21 protein-coding genes and 2 pseudogenes are annotated in these 21,820 nt (G+C 68.3%); 13 read left to right on the top strand and 10 right to left on the bottom strand.

What is annotated here, in order from left to right; genetic code table 11:
• Positions 1-6 precede the first annotated feature (6 nt).
• On the top strand, positions 7-1,827 hold the full coding sequence (locus MU521_RS19580; protein WP_092695163.1) for an LEA type 2 family protein: 1,821 nt from the start codon (positions 7-9) through the stop codon (positions 1,825-1,827).
• Positions 1,828-1,889: 62 nt separating this feature from the next.
• Positions 1,890-2,552 carry a DUF2306 domain-containing protein gene (locus tag MU521_RS19585; RefSeq protein WP_092695192.1) on the top strand — a complete coding sequence of 221 codons (663 nt, stop codon included), beginning with the start codon at positions 1,890-1,892 and terminating at the stop codon, positions 2,550-2,552.
• A 111-nt stretch (positions 2,553-2,663) separates the two neighbouring features.
• Here the strand turns inward: MU521_RS19585 and MU521_RS19590 are convergent, their stop codons facing one another.
• From MU521_RS19590 to MU521_RS19600, 3 genes are read right to left on the bottom strand one after another with little or no spacing between them, the layout of a single operon-like run.
• A complete protein-coding gene (locus MU521_RS19590; RefSeq protein WP_092695161.1) occupies positions 2,664-3,815 on the bottom strand; it encodes a thiolase family protein in 1,152 nt (383 codons plus the stop codon).
• A gap of 53 nt (positions 3,816-3,868) precedes the next feature.
• Positions 3,869-4,606, bottom strand: a complete 738-nt coding sequence (locus MU521_RS19595; RefSeq protein WP_092695159.1) for a HalOD1 output domain-containing protein — start codon at positions 4,604-4,606, stop codon at positions 3,869-3,871.
• A 1-nt stretch (position 4,607) separates the two neighbouring features.
• Complete coding sequence (locus MU521_RS19600; RefSeq protein WP_092695157.1) at positions 4,608-5,030, bottom strand: hypothetical protein; 423 nt, start codon at positions 5,028-5,030, stop codon at positions 4,608-4,610.
• Between the two features lie 203 nt (positions 5,031-5,233).
• On the opposite strand from MU521_RS19600, the gene MU521_RS19605 reads away from it, so the two are divergent.
• From MU521_RS19605 to MU521_RS19625, 5 genes are all read left to right on the top strand, one after another.
• Positions 5,234-5,611, top strand: a complete 378-nt coding sequence (locus MU521_RS19605; RefSeq protein ID WP_245681231.1) for a DUF5658 family protein — start codon at positions 5,234-5,236, stop codon at positions 5,609-5,611.
• A gap of 58 nt (positions 5,612-5,669) precedes the next feature.
• Positions 5,670-6,095, top strand: a complete 426-nt coding sequence (locus MU521_RS19610; protein ID WP_092695155.1) for an HIT family protein — start codon at positions 5,670-5,672, stop codon at positions 6,093-6,095.
• A gap of 62 nt (positions 6,096-6,157) precedes the next feature.
• The gene (locus tag MU521_RS19615) at positions 6,158-7,117 is read left to right on the top strand and encodes a DUF7344 domain-containing protein (RefSeq protein WP_092695153.1); all 960 of its coding nucleotides are present in this window, start codon (positions 6,158-6,160) and stop codon (positions 7,115-7,117) included.
• A 55-nt stretch (positions 7,118-7,172) separates the two neighbouring features.
• Positions 7,173-7,898 (top strand): CpaE/TadZ family protein, encoded by a 726-nt coding sequence (locus MU521_RS19620; RefSeq protein WP_092695151.1) that lies wholly within the window; start codon positions 7,173-7,175, stop codon positions 7,896-7,898.
• Positions 7,899-7,943: 45 nt separating this feature from the next.
• Complete coding sequence (locus MU521_RS19625) at positions 7,944-8,147, top strand: DUF7561 family protein (RefSeq protein ID WP_092695149.1); 204 nt, start codon at positions 7,944-7,946, stop codon at positions 8,145-8,147.
• Here the strand turns inward: MU521_RS19625 and MU521_RS19630 are convergent.
• On the bottom strand, positions 8,144-9,439 hold the full coding sequence (locus tag MU521_RS19630) for a hypothetical protein (RefSeq protein WP_092695147.1): 1,296 nt from the start codon (positions 9,437-9,439) through the stop codon (positions 8,144-8,146). The genes MU521_RS19625 and MU521_RS19630 overlap by 4 nt on opposite strands.
• Positions 9,440-9,528: 89 nt before the next feature.
• On the opposite strand from MU521_RS19630, the gene MU521_RS19635 reads away from it, so the two are divergent.
• Positions 9,529-11,271, top strand: a complete 1,743-nt coding sequence (locus MU521_RS19635) for an ATP-dependent DNA helicase (protein ID WP_092695145.1) — start codon at positions 9,529-9,531, stop codon at positions 11,269-11,271.
• Positions 11,272-11,400: 129 nt separating this feature from the next.
• Here MU521_RS19635 and MU521_RS19640 read toward each other — a convergent pair whose 3' ends face one another.
• Positions 11,401-12,432, bottom strand: a complete 1,032-nt coding sequence (locus MU521_RS19640; protein ID WP_092695143.1) for a class I SAM-dependent methyltransferase — start codon at positions 12,430-12,432, stop codon at positions 11,401-11,403.
• Positions 12,429-13,568, bottom strand: a complete 1,140-nt coding sequence (locus MU521_RS19645) for a 60S ribosomal export protein NMD3 (protein ID WP_092695141.1) — start codon at positions 13,566-13,568, stop codon at positions 12,429-12,431. Before MU521_RS19645 ends, MU521_RS19640 begins: the two co-directional genes overlap by 4 nt.
• Before the next feature lie 111 nt (positions 13,569-13,679).
• Here MU521_RS19645 and htpX point away from each other — a divergent pair.
• A pseudogene (gene htpX / locus MU521_RS19650) lies at positions 13,680-14,548 on the top strand (zinc metalloprotease HtpX).
• Here htpX and MU521_RS19655 read toward each other — a convergent pair.
• Positions 14,545-16,395, bottom strand: a complete 1,851-nt coding sequence (locus MU521_RS19655; RefSeq protein ID WP_175452943.1) for an ATP-binding protein — start codon at positions 16,393-16,395, stop codon at positions 14,545-14,547. The pseudogene htpX and the gene MU521_RS19655 sit on opposite strands and share 4 nt — an antisense overlap.
• Positions 16,396-16,498: 103 nt before the next feature.
• Between MU521_RS19655 and pspAB the strand changes: the two are divergent.
• Positions 16,499-17,004: pseudogene (gene pspAB, locus MU521_RS19660) on the top strand (PspA-associated protein PspAB).
• Here the strand turns inward: pspAB and MU521_RS19665 are convergent.
• Positions 17,001-17,678, bottom strand: a complete 678-nt coding sequence (locus MU521_RS19665; protein ID WP_175452942.1) for a histidine kinase N-terminal 7TM domain-containing protein — start codon at positions 17,676-17,678, stop codon at positions 17,001-17,003. The pseudogene pspAB and the gene MU521_RS19665 overlap by 4 nt on opposite strands.
• 191 nt (positions 17,679-17,869) lie before the next feature.
• Between MU521_RS19665 and radA the strand changes: the two genes are divergently transcribed.
• The gene (gene radA / locus MU521_RS19670) at positions 17,870-18,916 is read left to right on the top strand and encodes a DNA repair and recombination protein RadA (RefSeq protein ID WP_092695135.1); all 1,047 of its coding nucleotides are present in this window, start codon (positions 17,870-17,872) and stop codon (positions 18,914-18,916) included.
• A 166-nt stretch (positions 18,917-19,082) separates the two neighbouring features.
• Here the strand turns inward: radA and MU521_RS19675 are convergent, their stop codons facing one another.
• Entirely contained in the window at positions 19,083-19,526 is a 444-nt protein-coding gene (locus tag MU521_RS19675) for an acyl-CoA thioesterase (protein ID WP_092695133.1), read from the bottom strand.
• A gap of 344 nt (positions 19,527-19,870) precedes the next feature.
• Here MU521_RS19675 and MU521_RS19680 point away from each other — a divergent pair, with 344 nt between their 5' ends.
• Together MU521_RS19680 and MU521_RS19685 are read left to right on the top strand one after the other, a co-directional pair.
• Positions 19,871-20,272: a DUF2178 domain-containing protein gene (locus tag MU521_RS19680; RefSeq protein ID WP_092695129.1), complete on the top strand. Its 402-nt coding sequence runs from the start codon at positions 19,871-19,873 to the stop codon at positions 20,270-20,272.
• Positions 20,269-20,493, top strand: coding sequence for a helix-turn-helix transcriptional regulator (locus MU521_RS19685; protein ID WP_092695127.1), 225 nt, complete (start codon positions 20,269-20,271; stop codon positions 20,491-20,493). The genes MU521_RS19680 and MU521_RS19685 overlap by 4 nt, the downstream gene beginning before the upstream one ends.
• 439 nt (positions 20,494-20,932) lie before the next feature.
• On the opposite strand, the gene argF is transcribed toward MU521_RS19685, so the two are convergent.
• Positions 20,933-21,820: an ornithine carbamoyltransferase gene (argF, locus tag MU521_RS19690; protein ID WP_092695125.1), complete on the bottom strand. Its 888-nt coding sequence runs from the start codon at positions 21,818-21,820 to the stop codon at positions 20,933-20,935.

A 21,820-nucleotide genomic window follows, 5' to 3' on the forward strand; every position in this document is an offset into this window, starting at 1 on the left:
CTCGAAATGGTGTCACGTGAAGTCGCGCCGAAGGTCGGCGGTGTCGTCGCGGCGGTACTCGTCCTCGGTGTCGTGGTAGTCGGCGCGCTGGCGGCGACCGGGGCCTTCGCCGCGCCGACGGTCGAATCGACCAGCTACGAGTGGGGTGCAGTCACCGACGAGACGACCGAGATCGTCACGAGCGTCACGGTGGACAACCCCAATCCCGTCGGCGTGCCGGGCGTGGTGAACGTCGCGTACACCGCACGGCTGAACGACGTGACGCTGGCCCGGGGGGAGCGCTCCGGCGTCGGGTTCGGTCCCGGGCGGAACACGATCACCCTCGCCGCTGAGATGCAAAACACGAAGATCGCCGACTGGTGGGTGACCCACGTCAACGGCGGCGAGCAGTCGGAACTCGCCGTCGACGCGACGGTGAACGCGCCCGGATTCTCCCGCGAGATTCCAGCCAAGTCCTCGACCGTCGAGACGGACATCCTCGGCGGGTTCACGACCGAGGGGGCCCAGCAGGTCACCTTCCAGGGCGAACCGCTTCTGACGCTGCGGAACCAGCGGGCCAGCTGGGGCGAGGCGACCGCGGAGACGACGCCGCTGTCCTTCGCCGCCGACGTGGAGAACGTCCACGACTACGCGGTGACCCTCGACGGCGTCGAGTACGTCGTCGAGATGAACGGCGTCGAACTCGGCCGCGGCCAGCGCGAGGCGGGGCTGAGCGTCGCGCCCGGCGAGTCCGGGACCATCGACGTGACCGTCGCGCTGGACACGCCGAAGATGGCCGACTGGTGGCGCGAACACGTCACCGACGACGAGGTGAGCGACCTCTCGGTCCGGATGTACGGCTACGTCGTCCGGGACGGCGAACGCCAGCGCGTCCCGATGCGCGTGTTCGACCGCACCCTGCGCCTGGAGACCGACATGCTCGGCGGCGGGGGAACGAGCGTCGAACCGGTCGAGACCCCCCAGCAGGCGAGTGACTTCGAACCGCCGTCGGTCACCGACACCGACCAGCGGTGGGGTGAGGTCACCGACGCCACCACCGAGATCAGGACCGACGCCAGCCTCGACACGCCCGACGATCCGGGGCTGGCCGCCCTCCTCTCGCTGGACGTGACTCAGACGACGACGATCAACGGCATCCGGGTCGCGCAGGGCTCGGCCGTCCTCGATACTGTGGACCCCGGCAGTGACACCCTCTCTTTGACCAGCCTGAAGGACAACGGCGAGGTACCCGAGTGGTGGGCCCGCCACCTCAACGACGGCGAGCGCTCGCAGGTGGTGACGACGCCGGCCGCGACCGCCGACGTGGGCGCGACCAAGTTCGACGCCGACCTCGGGACCCGCGAGAGTGCGTTCACGACCGACCTGCTCGCCGGCATGAACGGCGACCGCAACGAGGAGGTTCAGGTCCAGGGTCGGACCGCACTGGTCGTCACCGGCGTCAGCTCCGAGTGGGGCCGGGCCACCGCCGACACGGCACCCATCCAGACGCGCACGTCGGTCCGGAACGAACTCGCGACGCCGGTCACGGTGGAGTCGATCCAGTACACCGTGACGACCAACGGCGTCACGCTGGCCGACCGGCGCACCCGCGTCGGGCAGGTGATCGATCCCCAGTCCAGCGACACCGTCAAGGCGCGCCTGGTGCTGGACAACTCCAGGATGGACCACTGGTGGGTGCGCCACGTCCGGAACGGCGAGCAGTCCACCTTCGACGTGGACGTGACCGCCACCGTGTCCGTCCCCGGCCAGCGCGAGCGCGTCGCCCTGGACTCGCTGGGTCAGGAGTCGACCATCGAGACCGACGTGTTGGACGCCGGTGCAGGATGACCCCCGCGGGTAGGCTTTTTCGGATCGGCCCCGAAACACCACTCGACTGATTGATCGAACCCATGCCGACAATCGAAACCGTCACACTCGGTGCCCACATCGCCGCCGGCTTCCTCGCGCTGTTCGCCGGCCTCGGAGCCATCCTGACCGAGAAAGGCGGTCGCCGCCACCGGCGGTTCGGGCGGATCTACGTCGGCTCGATGGCGTTCGTCGCCGGATCGGCGCTCCTGCTGTTCGCGCTCGCGCCGACCCCGGACCGGCAGTTTCTCGCGCTGATCGCCGTCTTCAGCTTCTACTTCGTCTTCTCGGGCTACCGGGTGCTCTCACGTAAGCGGCCCGCCGACGGGCCAGCGGCGCTCGACTGGGCCGCCGCGGGACTGCTCTGTCTCGCCGGCCTCGGCCTGCTGGCGATGGGCGCGCTGGGACTCCGGGACGGGTCGAGTTTCGGCACCGTCCTCGTCGTCTTCGGCGGCATTAGCGCGGTCTTCGGTGTCCGTGACATCCGCGAGTTCCGGACGGACGAGTCCGAGCCCCGCGCCTGGTTCTTCGAACACCTGACGCGAATGGGGGCGGGCTACATCGCCACCGTCACCGCGTTCTCGACGGTGAACTTCCTCTTTCTTCCCACCGTCCTCCGCTGGCTGTGGCCGACGCTCGTCGGGACGCCCGGCATCTTTCTGGCCATCAGACGGTACGAGAGACAGTTCGGGACGGCGGACGGGTGAGTGCTCGAGTGTTGTACCGAGCGCGCGCCATCGGCGCGCGCTCGGCTTTTTCCCCGAGTTTTTGCGCAGGGGGTCGCCGCTGGCGACCCCCTGACGGAAAAAGTGGGAGTATTAGACGCGCTCGATAATCGTCGCGACGCCCTGTCCGAACCCGATGCACATGGTCGACAGCGCGTAGTCCTGCCCGGTGCGCTGGAGTTCGTGGGCGAGTTTCGTCAGGAGCGCGCCGCCGGTCGCACCCAGCGGGTGGCCGTGGGCGATGGCCCCGCCGTTGACGTTGGTGTCCTCCCACGAAGCCCCGGTCTCTTCGAGCCACGCGGCGACGACGGCGGCGAACGCCTCGTTGACCTCGAAGATGTCGATGTCCTCGACGGCCATGTCCGCCTTCTCCAGGACCTGTTCGGTGGCCGGAATCGGCCCCCTCAGCATGGTGATGGGGTCGACGCCGACGACCTCCGTGGCGACGATACGGGCCATCGGGTCCCAGCCGTGTTCCGCGACGGCGTCCTCGCTGGCGACCAGCAGGCCCGCCGACCCGTCGACGATGCCCGAGGAGTTCCCGGCGTGGTGGACGCCGTTACCCTCCTGGCGGAAGGAGAGGGGCAGGCCCGAGAGCGTCTCCACGTCGGTCTCGGGGCGTGGGTGTTCGTCCTGCTCGACCGTGACGGTCTCGCCGTCGAGTTCGGTCTCGACGGGCGTGATCTGGTCGTCGTAGTGGCCGGCCTCCCAGGCCTCGCCCCAGCGTTGCTGGGAGTCGGCGGCGATCTCGTCGAGTTCCTGCCGGCTGAAGTCGTACTCCTCGGCGATGCGTTCGGCCCCCTCGCCCTGCGTGGTCACCTCGTCGAAGTGCTCGAAGTAGGTCTCGGTGACGCTGTTGCCGTCCGAGCCCATCGGGACGCGGGTCATGTGTTCGACGCCGCCCGCGACCAGCACGTCGTGTTGCCCGGCCATGACGTTCGTCGCGGCGAAGTTGACCGCCTGCTGGCCCGAGCCACACATCCGGTTCAACTGGACGCCGGGCACCCGGTCACCCCAGCCCGCGACCATCGGCGCGAGGCGGGCGATGTTGAGTCCCTGCTCGTCGACCGGCGTGACACAGCCGTAGATCACGTCCTCGACCGTCGCCTCGCCGTCGAAGCCGTTGCGCTCGGCCAGCGCCGTCAGCGGTTCCGCCGCCAGGTCCTGGGGATGTGTGTCCCGGAACGAGCCGTTCTGTTTGCCGAAAGGCGTTCGCACCGCGTCGACGATGAGTGCATCTCTCATGTGAGACTCGTTACCGGATCGAGCCCGATAGGTGTTTCTCCCGTCTTGTGAGGTTACGCCACCGTAACGGACCCGTCATCTTCGAGACGAACCTCGTGGCCTTCGACGGAGAACGAGACCACGTCGCGGTTCGGGTCTTCCGCCAGGGCGACGATCTCGTCGGCGGAGACGTACGCCGAGAGGTGAGCCAGCTCGTCGGGTTCGAGGTCCGTCTCAGCGATGATGGCATCGACGATCAACTGGCCGACCGGGACGGGACCCTGGCCGCGGTCGCCCGTAACGTTGACGTAGATGGTGGCGAACGACCCCTCGACCACGTCGATGGGGGAGGGATCGGCCGACGACTCGACCTCGGCGGCCACGTCGTCACCCCAGATGTTCGTGACCACGTCCTCGCGCTGTGTACCGTCCTCGGCGGCCGTGACAGCCTCGTCCACGTCCGCGGCGGTCGCCCCATCGTCGGGTGCCCCGGGTTTCTCCTCGGTCCGCTCGGTCTCCTCCGTCTTGCCGTCCGGCGCTGGCGGCCCGCCCAGCGTCGCCGGGAGTGTGAGGTCGTCGTACTCACTGGCCACCTCGGTGAGCCTCGTGCGGGCGGAGTCGCCCATCACGTCGGTGTAGGCTCGGACCAGCTCGTCCAGCACCGTGCGGTCGTCGTCGACGACGTCCGCGACTGCGCCGTCGTCGGTCACCGACAGGCCATCGACCGAGCGGGCGATGTCGACGGCGCGCTTGCCGATCATGGTCCGCTGGGTCTCGATCAACCGCTCGGCGAGGCGTTCGTAGCTGGTCATCTCAGGCCGGACTGTGTTCGCTCATCGTCTCCCAGAGCATGTAAAAACCGGCCAGCAACAGTGCCGTCGTCACGAGATACACGGTACTCTCGATGCTCTCGCCGGGGCTCTGGAGGTCCAGGATCTTGACCGCGCCGTCGAGGAGTCGCCAGACGGCGAAGACGATGACACCGCCACCGGCGACGTACAGCGCTTTGCCGATCTCACCGCCGTAGGCGCGGGCGGCCTGGACGACGAATCCGACCGCGCCGATAGAGAGCATCACCTGTGCGATGAGGCTCGTCGCGTACCAGAAGCCCGGGCCGCCCGACCCTGCGCCCCCGCTCTGTGCCAGTGCGGGCGTCGTGAACGCGACACTTGCGACCCAGAGCAGACCGAATCCGAGGGCAGCCGTCCGTGTCGGACGACCAACAATGCGAGTCATTCTCGTGCATTTTTCAGACGAATTGCTATTAACTGTTTGCCCCGGCACGGTGAACACGACTGGGTGCGGAAACGCGGCTCTCCAGTCCGGTGTGGCGGATCGAAAGCTTATTTCCGCCAGATCACCGAGTAAGGAACACGACACGCGACGCCGCGGGCCGCTCTGGTGGGGGCGGGCCCGGCGACGTGGTGGGGTCGACGGACATGGCAACAGACGCCTACGACACGGGTGGGGTGCCCGACGGACGGCAGTCGCACCGACAGTACATCGACCGGGCAGTGCTGACGGCGAGCCGGCACGAGGGGTGGCTCTGGACGCTGGTCGCCGTCTCGCTGTTGGCCGACATCGCGCTGACACAGTTCGGCCTCCAGCAGGGACTGACAGAGGGCAATCCCGTGGCCCGGGCCGCGATCGCGGCCGCCGGAATCGGCATGCTCGGCGCGCTGAAGGTCGGTGCCGTCAGTGTCGGCCTGACGCTCTGGCTGGCGCTCTCCGGCCACGAGCGGGCGGTCGTCCCGCTGGGCCTCTGTCTGCCGTGGGTGGGCGCGACGCTGATCAACGCCACCCTGCTGTTGGCCTGACGACCGCGCTACCCGTCCCGCGTACGCTTTTTGAGGCCGGCGGTCGAACACCCGGGCGATGCCAGACGACTGTATCTTCTGTCAGATCGTCGCGGGGGAGATTCCGAGTCACACCGTCTACGAGGACGACCACGTGTTCGCGTTCCTCGACGCGAACCCGCTCGCGCCGGGCCACACGCTGGTCATCCCGAAAGAGCACCACGAGCGGCTGAACGACCTGCCCGACGACACCGCCGACGCGCTGTACGCCGCGCTCCACGACCTCGTGCCGGCCGCCGAGGCCGCCGTCGACGCTCCGGCGAGCAACGTCGGGTTCAACAACGGCGAAGCGAGCGGCCAGGAAGTGCCCCACGTCCACGGCCACGTGATCCCGCGGTTCGCCGACGACGGCGGCAGCCCCATCCACGCCGTCGGGGGCAGCGCGCCCGATCTGGACGACGACGAGCTGGCCGACATCGCAGAGGACATCGCAGCGGCACGGTAACGACACGGAAATCGGAGTCGCGGCGATTTTTATTGCTCCTGATACCGTAGTGAGAACCGTCGATGGCCAGTAACGCCCCGGGTGGAACGAGCGCCACCGATGCGGTGACGGTGAGACAGTGGTTCGTCCGAATCGGGGTCACTGCGCTGGTTCTCGGTGTGATCGTAGGGTTCTCAATCGCATTGAGCCAGTACGTCCCGTGGGAGGCCGCCGCCCTCACCTCCGTGATCGTCGGGTTGCTCGGAGTGGGGATTCCGATCTACTACCGGCTCGACGGCGTGTCGCTCCCCGAATCGGCGCCGAACGAACGGACACAGGAGCCGCTGTCGCGCGTGCTGAGCGTCCTCGCCAACGAGCGGCGGCGGAGGGCGCTTTCGGTGCTCGAGACAGCCGACGGCGGCGACCTCTCGATGGATCGGCTCGCGGGCCGGATCGCCGCAGCCGAGAACGACACCCCGGTCACGGACCTCGCGGACGAGGACCGGAGGCGTGTCTACGTCTCGTTGTACCAGACGCACGTGCCGAGGCTGGAGCAGATGGGCGCAGTCGCGTTCGACGACGGACGCGGCACGATCCGGCTTACGGAACGGGGCCGTGCTCTCGTCGACCAGATGGAACTGCTCGGAGAGCAACTGCGCGAGCGATTGGCGCTCGAATCGGCCGACGAGCTGAACAGGCTCTTTCACACACTCCGGAACACCCGACGGCGGTACACGCTGCACTACCTTCGGAACGCAGGTGACGGTGCCGTCGATCTCGAGACCCTGGCCGACCAGGTCGCAGCCTGGGAGCAAGACTGCGAGCCGGAAGACCTGACGAAATCACAGCGCAAGCGGGTCTACGTCGGCCTCTTCGAGACACATCTCAACGTCCTCGCGGAGGCGGGGCTGGTCGAGTGGAATCCCGAGGCTGGCGAGGTCTGCCTGACCGATACGGGCGAAGCAGCGAGTACCCACCTCTCGCTCGTCGAAGCACGGGAGGACTTCCCGCTGGACGACGTGCAGTGGGCACGCCGCCGATGACGCGACCGCTACCGCACCCGTAGGTTTTTATCGGAACAGGGGGCCAGACCCGTCCGTGACCAGCGGATCGACGCTCGCGCTCGCCGGCGTGGTCGGCGGTGCGGGCACGACGCGGACGACGGTGGAGTTCGGCGCGACCCTCGCGCGGGCCGGCCGGGACGTGGCCCTGCTGGACGCCGCTTTCGCCACACAGGGGCTGGCGGCCTACGTCCCCGGCCGCATCGACCCGGACCTGACAGCCCTCTGTACCGGCACTGGCGAGTTGACCGACGGCCTCGTCGACCTCGCCCTCGACGTGCCGGGTCGGCTGGCCGCCTGTCCCGCTCGCGCGCCCTTCGAGCGCCTGGCCCGGGCCAAGACCCCCGAGGCAGCCCGGCGGTTCGAGGGGTTGCTCGACTCGGCGGCCGCGCGGTTCGATCACGTCCTCGTGGACACACCGCCGGTCGCGGCCAACCAGGCCGTCGCGGCGGTCACCAGCGCCGACCGCGTGGCACTCGTCGCTCCCGACACCGAGCGCGGGCTGGACCGGCTCCCGACGATGCGCGACCGGTTCCACGACCTGGGCGCGCCGGTCGACGCCGTGGTCGCGACCCGGACGGACCCGGGCGAGGCCGTGGAACCGGCCGACGCCGCCATCCCCGAGAGCGACGTGCGGACGGTCGCGGACCTGCCGATTTCGGCCGACCCCGACACCGAGTTCGCACCGGCGGTCGCAGTGGCCGTCGAGCGGGTGCTGGACACCGATCTGGGGCTGGAGTTTCCCGAAGAGGGACTGCTCTGAGCGAGCGGTCGGAACCGCCAAGCCACGGGCGGCCCAACGGCCGGTATGGCACACGAGCCCTGTGACGGCTGTGGGGAGCGCGTCGAGGTCGCGGGCGGCATCGCGGACATCTGGTCGTTCGGCGGCGACCGCGCCGCGGGGCTGGCGCTGGAGCTGGCCGACGGCTCGGAGTGGCTCCTCTGTAGCGAGTGCATCGCGCGGTTGCCCGACGACCGCGACGCGACGGCCGAAGACGTGGAAGCCCTCTAGGCGTCCGGCCCCTGGTACGCCGCCAGCGTCGCCGACACGCCGCCGTCTGTCGACTCCCAGACAACCGAGATCTCGGCGTCGCTGGCGACGCCGAGGCGGGCCTGGTTGCCCGCGACGACGGCGGCCTCGCCCTCGATAGTCCCGGACGCGTTGGCCGCGGGCCACCGCCCGCCGCTCTCGGTCACCTCCAGTTGGCCGGCCGCCGTGTCGGGGATCGAACCAGCACCGACGAACCCGGTCCCGCGGAAGACGAGTTCGCTCGCTCTGACCGAGTCCCCGCCGTCGTGGGAGACGGTCATCACGCCCACGCCGTCGCCGCGGCTCTCGTACTCGAAGGAGAACGACACCTGTGGCGGGCGGTCGCTCCCGCCGCCCGAGGAGCCGTACCGGGGCCCGAGCCTGCTGACCGACGCCGTGTCGGCCGTGCCGTCGACGACGGCGGTTCGGCCGTCCGACGTGACCGACGGCGAGGCGAGCGGATCGAACACGGTGTGCTCGGCGACAAGGCTCTCGACCGCCGCGGTGTCGACTGCCGACCGACTCTCGAAGACGAACACGCCCGTGAAGGCGGCGGAACTGCCGTTCAGCCGCCAGCGGAAGCCGTCGGCGACCGCGCCGTCGAGGAACGACGCTTCGTCGTGGGTCCGGCCGCCGACGACGGCTCCCGAGCCCAGCCGGGACAGCAGCGTCCGGCAGTCGGGGTTCGCGTCGGTGTACCGGTCGGCCATCCCCTGCTTGGCGTCGATGATCGCCTCGATCTTCCCCTCGGCATCGCCGAGCGTCCCGGCCCGGATGGCCGTGTCCGACGAGACCGCGGCGGTCCCGCCCGGTCCACCCGTGTAGAACGTGTAGCCGTGGTAGGTCTCGCCCTCGGCGTAACCGTTTGCCGAGAGGAACGACTGGAACGCGTCGGCGTCGATGTCGCCGGTCAGGACCATCCCGCCGCCGATCAGGTACAGGCCGGACAGGTCCGAGAGCGTGATCCCCTCCAGTTGCCTGGTCGCACCGGTCAGGCCGCCGAACGCGCTCCCTTCAACGGCGGACTCGTGTTCGAAGATCGCACCAGGGTTGGCCGCCGTGAACTCGTAGTGGTCGGTGCCCATCGCGGCCGGTGCGGGCAGCCAGTCGGCGAAGGCCAGGACCGATCCGCCACCGCCGCCACCGTCGTCACCGTCCTCGGTCGGCGTGTCGGTGCCGTCGCTCTGCAGACAGCCGCCGAGGCCGACTGTGAGACCGCCGGCCAGGAGGGTGCCGCCCGTCCGGAGGACGCGACGGCGCGGGGCATCATGCATAGTAGGAGACATGACCGCGAGAGAATACTTAGTTCCACCGGACGGGCAGAGCCGAACGACTTTAGCCCCGGACGCGTGGAAGGGATGACGTGAACCCCGCCCGGATCGAGTCGGAGTTTCCCGCGCCCGCCTACCGCGGGAACCAGGAGCAGGCCCTGGCGGACATCCGCGCCGCGTTCGAGGCCGGCAACGACGTGGTGCTGGTGCGTGCCCCCACCGGGAGCGGCAAGTCCCTGCTCGCCCGGGCCATCGCCGGTTCGGCCCGAACAGCGGGCGAAGCAGATGCCAACGAGCCCATCGGCGCGTACTACACCACGCCCCAGGTCTCCCAGCTCGACGACGTGGCCAGCGACGACCTGCTGGAGGACCTGGAGATCATCCGCGGGAAGAACAACTACTCCTGTATCCTGCCGGGCGAGACCGATACCCCCGTGGATCAGGCCCCCTGCAACCGCGAGCGGATGTTCGACTGTCAGGTCAAACACCGCTGTCCGTACTTCTCGGACCGATCCATCGCCGCCAACCGCCCCATCGCCGCGATGACGCTGGCCTATTTCATGCAGACCGCCGGTTCCGACGTGTTCGGCCAGCGCGACGTGGTGGTCATCGACGAGGCCCACGGCCTCGCCGAGTGGGCCGAGATGTACGCGACTATCGACCTCTCACCCCGTCGCGTCCCGGTCTGGGGCGACGTACAGCCCCCGGACATCGACGGCCCCGACGACGCCGAGGGGTACGCCGAGACGGTCATGCGGATCGCCTCGCGCCGCCAGGAGGAGTTGCGCGGCAACGCCGAACTCGACCCCGACGAGGTGGCCGAACGCGACCGGCTCACCGAACTCGTCTCGGAACTCCAGTGGTTCCTCGAGGACTACCGGGACCCCGACAGCGCGACGACGTGGGTCGTCGATCAGCCCGACGGCGCGGGGACGGCCGTGACGATCAAGCCGATGAATCCCGAGCGCTATCTCAAGCACACCGTCTGGGATCGCGGGCAGAAGTTCGCCCTGCTGTCGGCGACCATCCTCAGCAAGGACGCGTTCTGTGCCGGCGCGGGACTGGACCCCTCGCGGGTCGCGCTCGTGGAGGTCGACCACACCTTCCCCGTCGAGAACCGCCCGCTGTACGACGTGACACAGGGGAAGATGACCTACGAGGAGCGCGACCGGACCCTCCCACACATGGCCGAAACGCTGGTGCGGATCATGCAGGTCCACCCGTCGGAGAAGGGGCTTGTCCACTGCCACTCCTACGGGATTCAGGAGCGACTGGTCGATCACCTCTCAGAGCACGGCGTCGACGAGCGGCTTCGCGTCCACGACCGCGAGAACCGCGACGCGGTCCTCTCGACGTGGAAGCGAAGCGACGGCAACGAGGTCTTCCTCTCGGTCAAGATGGAGGAGGCGCTGGATCTGGAGGGCGACCTGGCGCGGTGGCAACTGCTCTGCAAAGCGCCCTACCCCAACACGCGGGACTCGCGGGTGGCCCAGCGGCTCGAAGACGGCCAGTGGGGCTGGTACTACCGCGCGGCGCTCCGGACAGTCATCCAGGCCTGCGGCCGGGTCGTTCGAGCGCCCGACGACTACGGGGCGACGTATCTCGGCGATTCCTCCCTGTTGGACCTCTTCGAGCGCGCTCGCACGGACATGCCCGACTGGTTCGCCGAGCAGGTCGACCGGATGTCGAAGCCCGACCTGCCGGCCCTGGATTCGGGGGCGGCGGTCGGCGAGACGGGGTCCCGGAGTCGGTCACGTTCCCGGTCACGGTCGCGTCGCTCGTCGACCCGCGACTCCGACGGCTCCCACCCCCTGTCGGACGTCTGGGATAGCTAGAAGAACGACACCGTCGCGTAGGCGACGGGCGAGCCGATCATCAGGATCACGAAGATGATCGCGATGATCTGTTTTCGATCCATACGTCCGATTCGTGACCACGGGAATTAGGGTTTTCGCACTCGCAGGTCACTCGACCCGCGCGTCCACGACGACGTGGGCGACCCCTTCGCTGTACCCCTTGACTTTGCGGCGGTCCAGAATCTTCACCGCCCGGTCGCGGTCGGCGGCGGCCGCGGTCAGGCGGTCGACCGGGCGGTCGTAGACGAGCGACTCGGGCGTGGCCTCGTGCATATGGACGATCCCGCCGGGTTCGAGGGCGGAAAGCGCCGCGTCCAGGTACTCGTGAGCGTCGTAGTAGCCCATCACGATGCGGTCGGCCTCGACGCCGTCGGCAACGTCCCGGCAGTCCGCCCGGTACAGGTCGACTCGCTGGTGTACGTCGTTGAGTTTGGCGTTCTCCAGCAGATAGCGGAAGGAGGCCGGATTGATCTCCGCGGCGGTGACCCGCGCACCGGCCCGGGCCATCGGGAGCGTGAAGTAGCCGACGCCGGCGAACATGTCGAAGACTCGATCACCCTCGGCAACCACGTCGCCCATCCGCTTGCGTTCGGCCTTGTTGCCGGGCGAGAACATGACTTCGGCCAGGTCGAGCGCGTACCGGGTCCCGTGTTCGGTGTGGATCGTCTCGGTGTCACCCGCGCCAGCGATCACCGCCACGTCGGGTTCACGCTGGGTGCCGTCGATCCCGTGCCGAGCCAGCACGGTGTCGGCGTTGGCGTGCAGGTCGAGCAACGCCTCGCCAACCTCGTCGGGTCGCGGGGCGTCGCCGATGTCGACGAGGACGACCGTGCCGATGACGGCCCACGAACTCGGCGCTCGCTCGCGTTCCTCGGCCGTCCAGCCCCGCTCGCGGAGGTGATCGTCCAGATTCCGGAGGCGTGGCTCGGCTTCCTGCCGGACGACCTCCCGGACCGCCGTCCGTTCCGGCGGGGCCGTCACGGGAAGCGCGACAGCGTCCTCGCCGAACGGTCTGACACTGCGGTCGTCGTCGTAGACCCCTTCCTCGCGGAGTGTGTCGGCTGCGGTCTCGGCACGGCCCCTCGCGACGACCGCGGCGAGGGGGTCGCCATCGTCGGCCGTGGACGATTCCCCGCTCATGTGTCGTCCTCGCCGTCGTTCGTGTCCCCGTCGTCCTCGGGCAGGACGTGCAGGCCGGCGCGGCTCTTCAGAACTGGGACGGTGTCGGCGTCGGGATCGAGATAGTCGGGACGGGCGACGGTCTTGGCCTCGTAGGTCTCCGGGTCCAGCACCTGCACGGCGTTCTCGTCCTCGACGGCGACCAGCGTCGTGTCCTCGGCGTCCTCGCGGGTCCCCAGCCGCCGGGCCTCGGGGGCGTTCTCGTCCTCGAAACTGGCCTCGAAGGGCTCGCCGGTCGTGACGCGGCGGCCTTTCAGGTTGCCCCGTACACTCCTGACGAGGACGGGGCCGTCGTCGTCCTCGGGGTCGATGACCTCGCCGGGGCGGTAGCGGGGCAGCCGGATGGCGTAGGTCACCCGGTAGACCTCGTTCCCGTCGCTGTCCTCGGTCACGAGGGTCTCGTTCGATGTGTAGGACCCCCCGAACTGGCGGATTATTCGCTCGGCGATGCCGCCGCCCATCTGCGTGGTCGAGATCTTCATGTCCAGGCCGCCCTCGACGTGGCTGGCCTCGGTGATGTAGGCGTTGCGGTCGCCTTTCTCCTCCCGATCGGCGATGTACTCCTGGGCGATGCGTTCTGCCTGTTCGAGTTCGCCGTCGCTCGGGTCGCGCTCGTCGGCCCGCACCTGCACGATGGCGGCGTACGAGCCGCCGGCGATGCGACCACACCGCTTGCAGGTCTCGCGGGAGATCTTCACGGGCACCAACACGTCCTCGACGACCGGCGTGTCCCGGACGATGCCGGAGAACCGGCAGTGCATCTTGATCGTCGTCGCGTCGACCTGTTCGGGCGCGACCTCCCAGTCGACGGACTCGGCTTCGAGGTGGACCGCCAGGGCTTCGCTGACCTCCTCGACGGCCACGTCGACGTAGTCGTCGGCCCCCACGTCTACCCAGCGGTTCCCCCGATGGACCGCGCCACACTGGGCACAGACCCGGATCTCGATGCGATCCGGGGCGTCCACGAGATCGAACTCCTCGAAGTAGCAGTCGTTACAGAGCACGCGATCCGGATCTCTGGGCTCGCCAGGGCGGGGTTCCGGCCGCTCCGGGATGGTCTCCCCACACCGCGGACAGAATTCGCGTGACTCGCTCATTGGCCCCCCGTATTCGATTCGGCCGGTTAAGCCTCGCGCTCTCGGCCGCACCGCCCCCTGAACTACCCCTGGCCACGCGGTGCTTAATTGGACGCGGCCCCTGCACGTCGTATGGAGTGGCAGCCAGACTGGGGGCTCCGGGGCCGTATCTGGTGACCATGCTCTTGCTCGGCGGCCTCTACGTCCTGTTCGTCGGCGTGCTCTCGCTGTACGTCCAGGGCATCCTGCCCATCCTGCTGGTGATGGGCGCGTTCGTGGGCGCGCAGTTTGTCGTCAGCGACAAACTGGCGCTCTGGAGTATGGGCGCGAGCGAGGGCGAGGAATCGGAGTGCACCGACCTCTACCGGCCGGTCCGGCGGCTCTCACAGCAGGCGGACCTGCCGATGCCGACGGTCGCCGTCGCCGAGTCGGGGGTACCCAACGCCTTCGCGACCGGCCGGTCCCAGCAGAACGGCACCGTCTGCGTGACCACCGGTCTGCTGGCGACACTCGGCGCGGACGAGCTCGACGGCGTGCTGGCCCACGAACTCGCCCACATCGAGAACCGCGACGTGGCGGTGATGACCATCGCCTCGTTCCTCTCGACCATCGCCTTCCCGACCGTCCGGTGGGGGTTGCTGTTCGGCTGGCGCAACCGCCGCGGCGGTGGGGTCGTCGCCGTCATCGCCGTCTCGCTGGTCGTGTGGGTCGTCTCCGTCCTGTTGATCCACGCACTCAGCCGGTACCGGGAGTTCGCGGCCGACCGCGGCGGCGCGCTCATCACGGGCAACCCCGCCGCGCTGGCCTCGGCGCTGGCGACCATCGACGGTCGGCTGGATCGGGTGCCGAGAGAAAACCTGCGCGAACAGGCCGACATGAACGCCTTCTTCGTGACCCCGATCGGCCGGAGGTTCATCGGGCGACTCGTCCGGATCCACCCCGCGACCGAGCGCCGGATCGGGGGGTTGCAGGTGCTCGAACGCGAACTGGCGGGGCGCTAGGACGACCCGTCCGTCGAGGCGTCTAGGTCCCGGATGGTGCCGGGCGGGACCGCCGGCGGCGTCCGTGGCGGGACCTCGGTCTCTGTCGCCGCATCGTCGACGGCCGCTCCGTCGTCGGCGTCGGCCGGCGTCGGGATGCGGACGCGAACGGTCGTCCCGCGGGGATCGTTGTCCTCGAAGGTGAGCGAGCCGCCCATCCGGGTGACGCCCCACTTGACGCCCCAGAGCCCCAGCCCGCTCCCGTGTTCGAGCGGGGCCTCGTCGCCGTCGACGACCGGCGAGCGCTCGGCCTCGGGGATGCCGGGGCCGTCGTCGGCGACGGCGATCTCGACGGGGCGGGCGGCCTCGGGGTCGACGGTGACGGACACGCCGACGGTCGGGTCGGCCGAGTCGTTGTGTTCGACGGCGTCCTCGGGAGCCTGCGAGTCAGGGCTCGTGGAGCCGTGCTCCACGGCGTTCTCGACCAAGTCTTCGAGGACGGGGTGGAGGATACGGTGGTCGGCCCGGGCGACGACGGTGTCTGGAGCCGACCAGGAGACGGTACAGTCCGCGTCTTCCCGGATCGTCTCGACGACGTCACGGACGACGGTGGACACGTCGGTGCGGGGGTCGGGCGTCACCGGGACGGCCATCATCCGCTCGATTCGGCGGGCCTTGTCGCCGGTCTCGGCGATAGACAGCGCGGTATCGACGACCTCGTCGGCGATTTCGGCGGTGTCGTCGTCGGCCTGCTCGGCGATCACCTCCGCGCGGGTGACGATGGTCGCGGTCTCGTTGCGGAGGTTGTGTCGCAGGACGCGGTTGAGAACCGAGAGCCGCTGGCGGCGGGTGTACCGCTCGGTCACGTCCCGGAGGACGAGGGTGTGGCCGATACAGTGACCCTGCTCGTTCGTGAGTTCGGACACCGAGGGATCGAACTGTCGGGGACCGGTTGCGGTGTCCAGCCGCACGCCGTCGCGGTCGGCGAGGGCGTCGACCGAGGTGCCCAGTACGTCGTCGATAGTCCGGTCGACGGGCGCTTCGTCGCCGGCGAACGATTGCCGCGCCCGTTCGTTGAGTCGGACGACCCGTCCGGCCCTGTCGGTGACGATCACGAGGTCGTCCATCTCCTCGAGGACGGTCTCCGGCCCGATGGTCCCAGCGGCAGGTAACCCCTCGAACAGCCGGTAGCGGGAGACGGCAGCGACGGCGGCGACGGCACCGACGGCGATCGCGCCGGCACGGACCATCTCGTCGGCGACGCCCGGGACGGTCGCGTCGGTCACCCGGAGCGCCCCGTGGATGAAGTTCCCGACCCAGGGTGCGAGGACGATCACCGCCAGCCCGCCGCCGAGCGACAGACAGAGGTGGTCCCGGCGCAGACTCGTTCGGACGAGCAGCCCGACCGCGACGAGCAGGACGGTCGCGGAATAGAAGTGCATCGCTACGTAGCTGCTGTACACGCTGAGAACGAGTGTCTCGGAAGCCGTGGGGAACAGACCGACTTCAACCAGCCCCACCCACGTGCCGGCCAGGGCGGCGACGACGGCGGGCGCGATCAGCGCCACCGTCCGCCGCCGAGACGTGAACTCGAAGAGGCCGTAGTACTCGAAGGCGAAGCGCGCCCACACGACCGGCATCACGACGACGATCAGGGGATAGACGCCCGTGGCGAGACTGACCGTCCCCGACGAGTAGTAGGCGACGGCGGTCCCGGCCGCCCCGGCGGCCAAGAGCCCGATGGTGGCCGCGAACCACTGCGCTCCGGCCCCGGGGCGTCGGCGGGCGGCCTGGACCGCGACAGCCGCGAACGCGACGGCACTGCACAGCGAGAGTGCCGTCACTGCCGGGGCGCCCTGTGCGGCCATGCTATCAACACACCAGAACTGCCAGGGCTTAAACCCGAGTCGAGAAACGGCTGCCGAAACGACAGTGAGCAGAGCCAAGAGCATCCGCTCTCACGGTGTGAGTATGGGACTGTTCGAGCAACTCCGACGAGCCCTCGGAGTCGAGGCCGAGGCCGCCGCCACCCAGCCGGCCGACCCCGAGGACCTGTTCGGGATGAGCACCGCCTACGTCACGATGGCGGGCGATCTGGGGTTCGAGTCGGCCGGCGTCGCCGCGCTCTGTTTCGCCAGCGTCGACAGCGCCGACTTCACCGACGCCGGCGAAGCCGAGACCGGCACGGCTACGACTGGGTCGTCCTCCGCGACGACGACGTAGAAGCCCCCCTGACGAGCAGCCACTTCGCCGCCGACACCCTCGTCGAACGGGGTTACGGCTCCCGGTTGCTCGTGGCACTCGTTGCCGTCGAGCGGGGCGAAACCGCGCTCCCTGGCGACACCGCCGACCGCCCGCTGTACTGGGTATACTCGTTCCTGCGCGGCGCGTGCTATCCATTCACCCCGGTGGGCGACCGCGAGCGCGACTGGTACCCGCTCTGGCCCGAATCATCTCGGGGCCATCCCTGGGACTAGAGGTAAAACATTGCGGCCATGATGCACGCGCCCGAGACCAGGAACGCGAAGGGACCGTAGTCGATGGTCGTGTTGCCGATCACGTAGATTCCGGTTCCGACCGTCGGCAGGATCGTCGCGACCAGGAAGGCGGTGGTCGTGTTGACCCACGATTCGTCGCTGCGCTCCAGGGCCGCCTGTGCGAACATCCCGATGGCGACGACCGCGATGGCCAGCGAGTAGTAGGCGTAGATCGGGAACCACGGCCCGAACTGATAGGTCAGCGGCAACACTGCCTCCGGTCCAGTGTTGGCGATGTGTCCCTGGATCCAGATGTCGTGACTCGTGATGATCAGCACCGTCGTCACAACGGGCATGACGGCCAGCAGCGCGATGTTTCGGGCCCGAATCCAATCGTCCCGCCCGGTAAACCGGAACGCCATGACGAGGATCGCCGTCGGCACGATGGCACTCCCGATGAAGTGGATCTTGTACCAGAAAATCGCCATCTGTGACGGTGCCGAACTCATCTCCATGGCGTACCCGCCCGCCCAGAGGACGGCGCCGATGAACACGGCAAACAGCGCGTACGCGCCTTTCTGTTCGTGATAATACGCGGTCAGTGCTGCGAGCGCGCTCCCCACGACGGCGACGACCCACAGCGGTATCGTGTATGGTGTTAGTTCAATTGCCACACCGAATCCCCCAGTGTCCATTATCAGCAGACACGCATATAAATATTGCAATTGCTATGCGAACTTTTCCCACGATTCCTGACAGCTTAACCTTCGGCGTGAACCGTCCACCGCGCCGCCGCCTGCTGCCAGTTTCACTTCCACCGTGGTGTTAACGAGGGTTTATGTGGGAGGGGGCAGAAGGACGGCGTATGGCAACGAGCGAAGACCTCGAAGAGCTGCCGGGTGTGGGACCGGCGACAGCGGAGAAGCTGAAAGAGAACGGATTCGACGGCTACCAGGGCATCGCGGTCGCCAGCCCCGGTGAACTGTCCAACACCGCCGACATCGGTGAGTCCAGCGCCGCCGACATCATCCAGGCCGCCCGCGAGGCCGCCGACATCGGCGGGTTCAAGTCGGGTGCCGCGGTGCTGGAACGCCGCGAACAGATCGGGAAGCTCACCTGGGGCGTCGACGAGGTCGACGAGTTGCTCGGCGGCGGCGTCGAGACCCAGTCGATCACCGAGGTGTACGGCGAGTTCGGGGCCGGCAAGTCCCAGGTGACCCACCAGCTCGCGGTCACCGTCCAGCTCCCCAAAGAGCACGGCGGCCTCGAAGGCAGCGCCATCTTCGTCGACTCCGAGGACACCTTCCGCCCCGAGCGGATCGACCAGATGGTCCGCGGACACGAGGACGAGGTGCTGGCCGACGCGATGGAACTCCACGGAATCGCCGAGGAGGGCGAGGCCGACCCGACCGACGAATCCCTGCTGGAGGAACTGGTCGAGCGCTTCCTGGACAACATCCACGTCGCGAAGGCGTTCAACTCCAACCACCAGATCCTGCTCGCCGAGAAGGCCAAGGAGATCGCCAGCGAGAGCCAGGACGACGAGTTCCCCGTCCGCCTGCTCTGTGTCGACTCCCTGACCGCGCACTTCCGCGCCGAGTACGTCGGCCGTGGCGAACTCGCCGAACGCCAGCAGAAGCTCAACAAGCACCTCCACGACCTGATGCGGGTCGGCGACCTCAACAACACCGCTGTCGTCGTCACCAACCAGGTCGCCTCCAACCCCGATTCCTTCTTCGGCGACCCCACCCAGCCCATCGGCGGCAACATCCTCGGTCACACCTCCACCTTCCGGGTCTACCTCAAGAAGTCCAAGGGCGACAAGCGCATCGTCAAGCTCGTCGACGCGCCGAACCTGCCCGACGGCGAAGCCGTCATGCGCGTCGAGGAAGGCGGTCTGATGGACGAGTAACGACCACCTGTTTCCACCCCACGTTTTCCGCCAGGGGGGTCGCCGGGGGCGACCCCCTGCGCAAAAACTTGGGAAAAAAGGCCGAACTCGCGGCGGAGCCGCGAGTTCGGTACAACGACGGAGTGGTGACCGCACAGCACCGCAAACGCACCTGCCGGCTACCGCTCTACTCGCCGGACTCGTCTGTGAGGGCGTCCGCCCGCAGGCGCTCGCCGCGCTCGGTCTCGGCGGTGAGGTCCGGGACCGGCGTCGGGTCACCCTCGTCGTCGACGGCGACGAAGACGAAATAGGAGTCGGTCGTCTGCTCGCGCTCCCCGGTCCGGGGTTCCTCGTGGAACGCCTGCAACCGGACGCGAACGCTCGTTCGCCCGGTTTCGTAGGCGTAGCCAGTGACGACGCAGGTGTCGCCCTGCGGAACCGGGCGCTCGAAGCTGATGTCGTCGACGTGGGCGGTGACACACGACTCGCTGGCGTGACGCATCGCGCTCAGCGCGCCGACTTCGTCCATCCACCGCATGATGTTGCCGCCGTGTGCGGCCCCGTAGTTGTTGGTGTCGTTGGGCTGGATTCGCTCCCTGTTCTCGATGTGTGTCTCTATAATCGAGGCCATGGTAGTGGGTGGGCTCCCGGATGCAAAAGCAAGAGGCTGGGAGGAGCGTGGTCCACAGCGGGCAGTGCGAAGCGAACGTTCCGCCAGTGGTCACCCTGCGGACTGGCCGTACCGCCGTCCCGGGCCGCTTTGCCGACGGGGCGTAAAACTTATTTTACTACGTCAAAGATGTTTTACTGTAAAACGCTCTTTACGACAAGAGCGTTTGACGAGGTGGTACGCATGACGACGACACAGCGAACCCTCGGCTCGGACGCATCGCTCGGTGTTGGTTCCCCGCTCGACGCCGGAAGGACGGCCCTCGGCCGCCGCTGGCGCGGTCGGCTCGCCCGGAGGGACGAGGCGTGACGGAACTACTGGGCCGAGCGGGTCGGATTCGGTCGGCGGTCGCGGGCCTGGCTGCCGTCTCCGGACTCGGCCTCGCAGCGTTTACCGTCCTGAACCGCCCGTTCGTCGCCGTCGGCGTCTACGCCGTCGCGCTGGCTGGCGCGGTGGGCCTCCAGGCGACCGCCGACGTTCCGGTGTTCGACGAACGGGACGCCGACATCTCCCGTGACGCCGCGCGGTGGACACTCACCATCTTCGGCTGGGCCTCGGCCGGCGTCTTTCCCGCACTGACCGTCGCGTGGGGCCTCGGGATGTTCGAGTGGCAACCCTGGAGCGTCGCCATCGCGCTGTTCGTCGCGGTGTTGTACCTGACCTACGGCGCGCTCACGTTCGCGCTGGGACGCCGGCGATCAGCATGAAAAACTCACTGCAGGAACACCGCGAGCAGTACGGACTGAGCCAGCGCGAACTGGCCGAACACGTCGGCGTCACGCGCCAGACGATAAATGCCGTCGAAGGCAACCGGTACGACCCATCCGTCGAACTCGTGTTCAAACTCGCCGCCTTCTTCGAGTGTTCCGTCGAGGACGTGTTCCACCCCGACGTGGACGTAGCGACCACTGCGAGCCATCACGAGTGAAAACGGAGGACGAGCCCCGGAACTCCTCCATCCACCTTTTTCTGCGTCGGGTCGCGCTTCGCGCGACCACTCCTTGAAAAACGTGGGCGAAAAAGCGGCCACTCACTCCGTTCGTGGCCGTGACTGCTGCTCGGACAGCCACACCAACAGTCCGTTCTGGGCGTGCATCCGGTTCTCCGCCTCCACCTTTTTCCGCCTCGGGTGCGCTCGCGTTACTCGCGCACCGCTCGTCGCAAAAACGTGGGCGAAAAAGCGGCCACTCACTCCGTTCGTGGCCGTGACTGCTGCTCGGACAGCCACACCAACAGTCCGTTCTGGGCGTGCATCCGGTTCTCCGCCTCCACCTTTTTCCGCCTCGGGTGCGCTCGCGTTACTCGCGCACCGCTCGTCGCAAAAACGTGGGCGAAAAAGCGGCCACTCACTCCGTTCGTGGCCGTGACTACTGCTCGGACAGCCACACCAACAGTCCGTTCTGGGCGTGCATCCGGTTCTCCGCCTGGTCCCAGACGATAGCGTTCTCACTCTCCAGGGCGTCGTCGGTCACTTCCTCGCCGCGGTGAGCGGGAAGACAGTGCATCAGCGGCCGGTCACCGAGCAGTTCGGTGGTGACCTGAAACCCGTCGAAGTCGGCGAGTTTCTCCTCGCGCTGGTCCTCCTGGCCCATGCTGACCCACACGTCGGTATAGACCACGTCGGCGTCTTCGACGGCCGCCGCCGGATCCGTCGTCGTCTCGGGTTCGCCGCCCAGTCCCGCGGCACGCTTCAGCACGTCGTCGTCGATGCCGTACCCCTCCGGCGTCGCGACGGTCAGGTCGATACCGGCCATCGCCGCGCCCAGCACGAACGACTGGGCGACGTTGTTGCCGTCGCCGACCCAGGCCACGTCCACGTCGAAGCCGCCGAAGCGCTCGCGGATCGTCAGCAGATCCGCCAGCGTCTGGCAGGGGTGGGCGTCGTCGGTCAGCCCGTTGATCACCGGCACGGTCGCGAACTCGCCCAGTTCCACCACGTCCGCGTGGTCGAACACGCGAGCCATGATGAAGTCGACGTACCGCGAGACCGCACGCGCCGTGTCCTTGATCGGCTCGCCGTGGCCTAGGTGGATGTCGTCCGGCCCGAGAAAGATGGCGTGCCCCCCGAGCTGGGTCATCCCAGTCTCGAAGGAGACGCGGGTCCGGGTCGACGGTTTCTCGAAGATCATCCCGAGCGTCCGATCGTCGAGGGGTTGCCGGCCGTCGTCGGCCGCCTTCAGGTCCGCGGCGCGGTCGAGCACCGTCGTCAGTTCGTCGCCGGTCAGGTCGTCGACGTCCAGAAGTGCGCGCGCCAT

Source organism: Halorientalis regularis (assembly GCF_023698535.1).
Lineage (GTDB): Archaea > Halobacteriota > Halobacteria > Halobacteriales > Haloarculaceae > Halorientalis > Halorientalis regularis.

Excerpts from the sequence above, each read along its gene's own strand:
- MU521_RS19580 (WP_092695163.1), top strand. The coding sequence starts at position 7 with ATGGTGTCACGTGAAGTCGCGCCGAAGGTCGGCGGTGTCGTCGCGGCG.
- MU521_RS19585 (WP_092695192.1), top strand. The coding sequence starts at position 1,890 with ATGCCGACAATCGAAACCGTCACACTCGGTGCCCACATCGCCGCCGGC.
- MU521_RS19590 (WP_092695161.1), bottom strand. The coding sequence starts at position 3,815 with ATGAGAGATGCACTCATCGTCGACGCGGTGCGAACGCCTTTCGGCAAA.
- MU521_RS19595 (WP_092695159.1), bottom strand. The coding sequence starts at position 4,606 with ATGACCAGCTACGAACGCCTCGCCGAGCGGTTGATCGAGACCCAGCGG.
- MU521_RS19600 (WP_092695157.1), bottom strand. The coding sequence starts at position 5,030 with ATGACTCGCATTGTTGGTCGTCCGACACGGACGGCTGCCCTCGGATTC.
- MU521_RS19605 (WP_245681231.1), top strand. The coding sequence starts at position 5,234 with ATGGCAACAGACGCCTACGACACGGGTGGGGTGCCCGACGGACGGCAG.
- MU521_RS19610 (WP_092695155.1), top strand. The coding sequence starts at position 5,670 with ATGCCAGACGACTGTATCTTCTGTCAGATCGTCGCGGGGGAGATTCCG.
- MU521_RS19615 (WP_092695153.1), top strand. The coding sequence starts at position 6,158 with ATGGCCAGTAACGCCCCGGGTGGAACGAGCGCCACCGATGCGGTGACG.
- MU521_RS19625 (WP_092695149.1), top strand. The coding sequence starts at position 7,944 with ATGGCACACGAGCCCTGTGACGGCTGTGGGGAGCGCGTCGAGGTCGCG.
- MU521_RS19630 (WP_092695147.1), bottom strand. The coding sequence starts at position 9,439 with ATGCATGATGCCCCGCGCCGTCGCGTCCTCCGGACGGGCGGCACCCTC.
- MU521_RS19640 (WP_092695143.1), bottom strand. The coding sequence starts at position 12,432 with ATGAGCGGGGAATCGTCCACGGCCGACGATGGCGACCCCCTCGCCGCG.
- MU521_RS19645 (WP_092695141.1), bottom strand. The coding sequence starts at position 13,568 with ATGAGCGAGTCACGCGAATTCTGTCCGCGGTGTGGGGAGACCATCCCG.
- MU521_RS19655 (WP_175452943.1), bottom strand. The coding sequence starts at position 16,395 with ATGGCCGCACAGGGCGCCCCGGCAGTGACGGCACTCTCGCTGTGCAGT.
- radA (WP_092695135.1), top strand. The coding sequence starts at position 17,870 with ATGGCAACGAGCGAAGACCTCGAAGAGCTGCCGGGTGTGGGACCGGCG.
- MU521_RS19675 (WP_092695133.1), bottom strand. The coding sequence starts at position 19,526 with ATGGCCTCGATTATAGAGACACACATCGAGAACAGGGAGCGAATCCAG.
- MU521_RS19685 (WP_092695127.1), top strand. The coding sequence starts at position 20,269 with ATGAAAAACTCACTGCAGGAACACCGCGAGCAGTACGGACTGAGCCAG.
- argF (WP_092695125.1), bottom strand. The coding sequence starts at position 21,820 with ATGGCGCGCGCACTTCTGGACGTCGACGACCTGACCGGCGACGAACTG.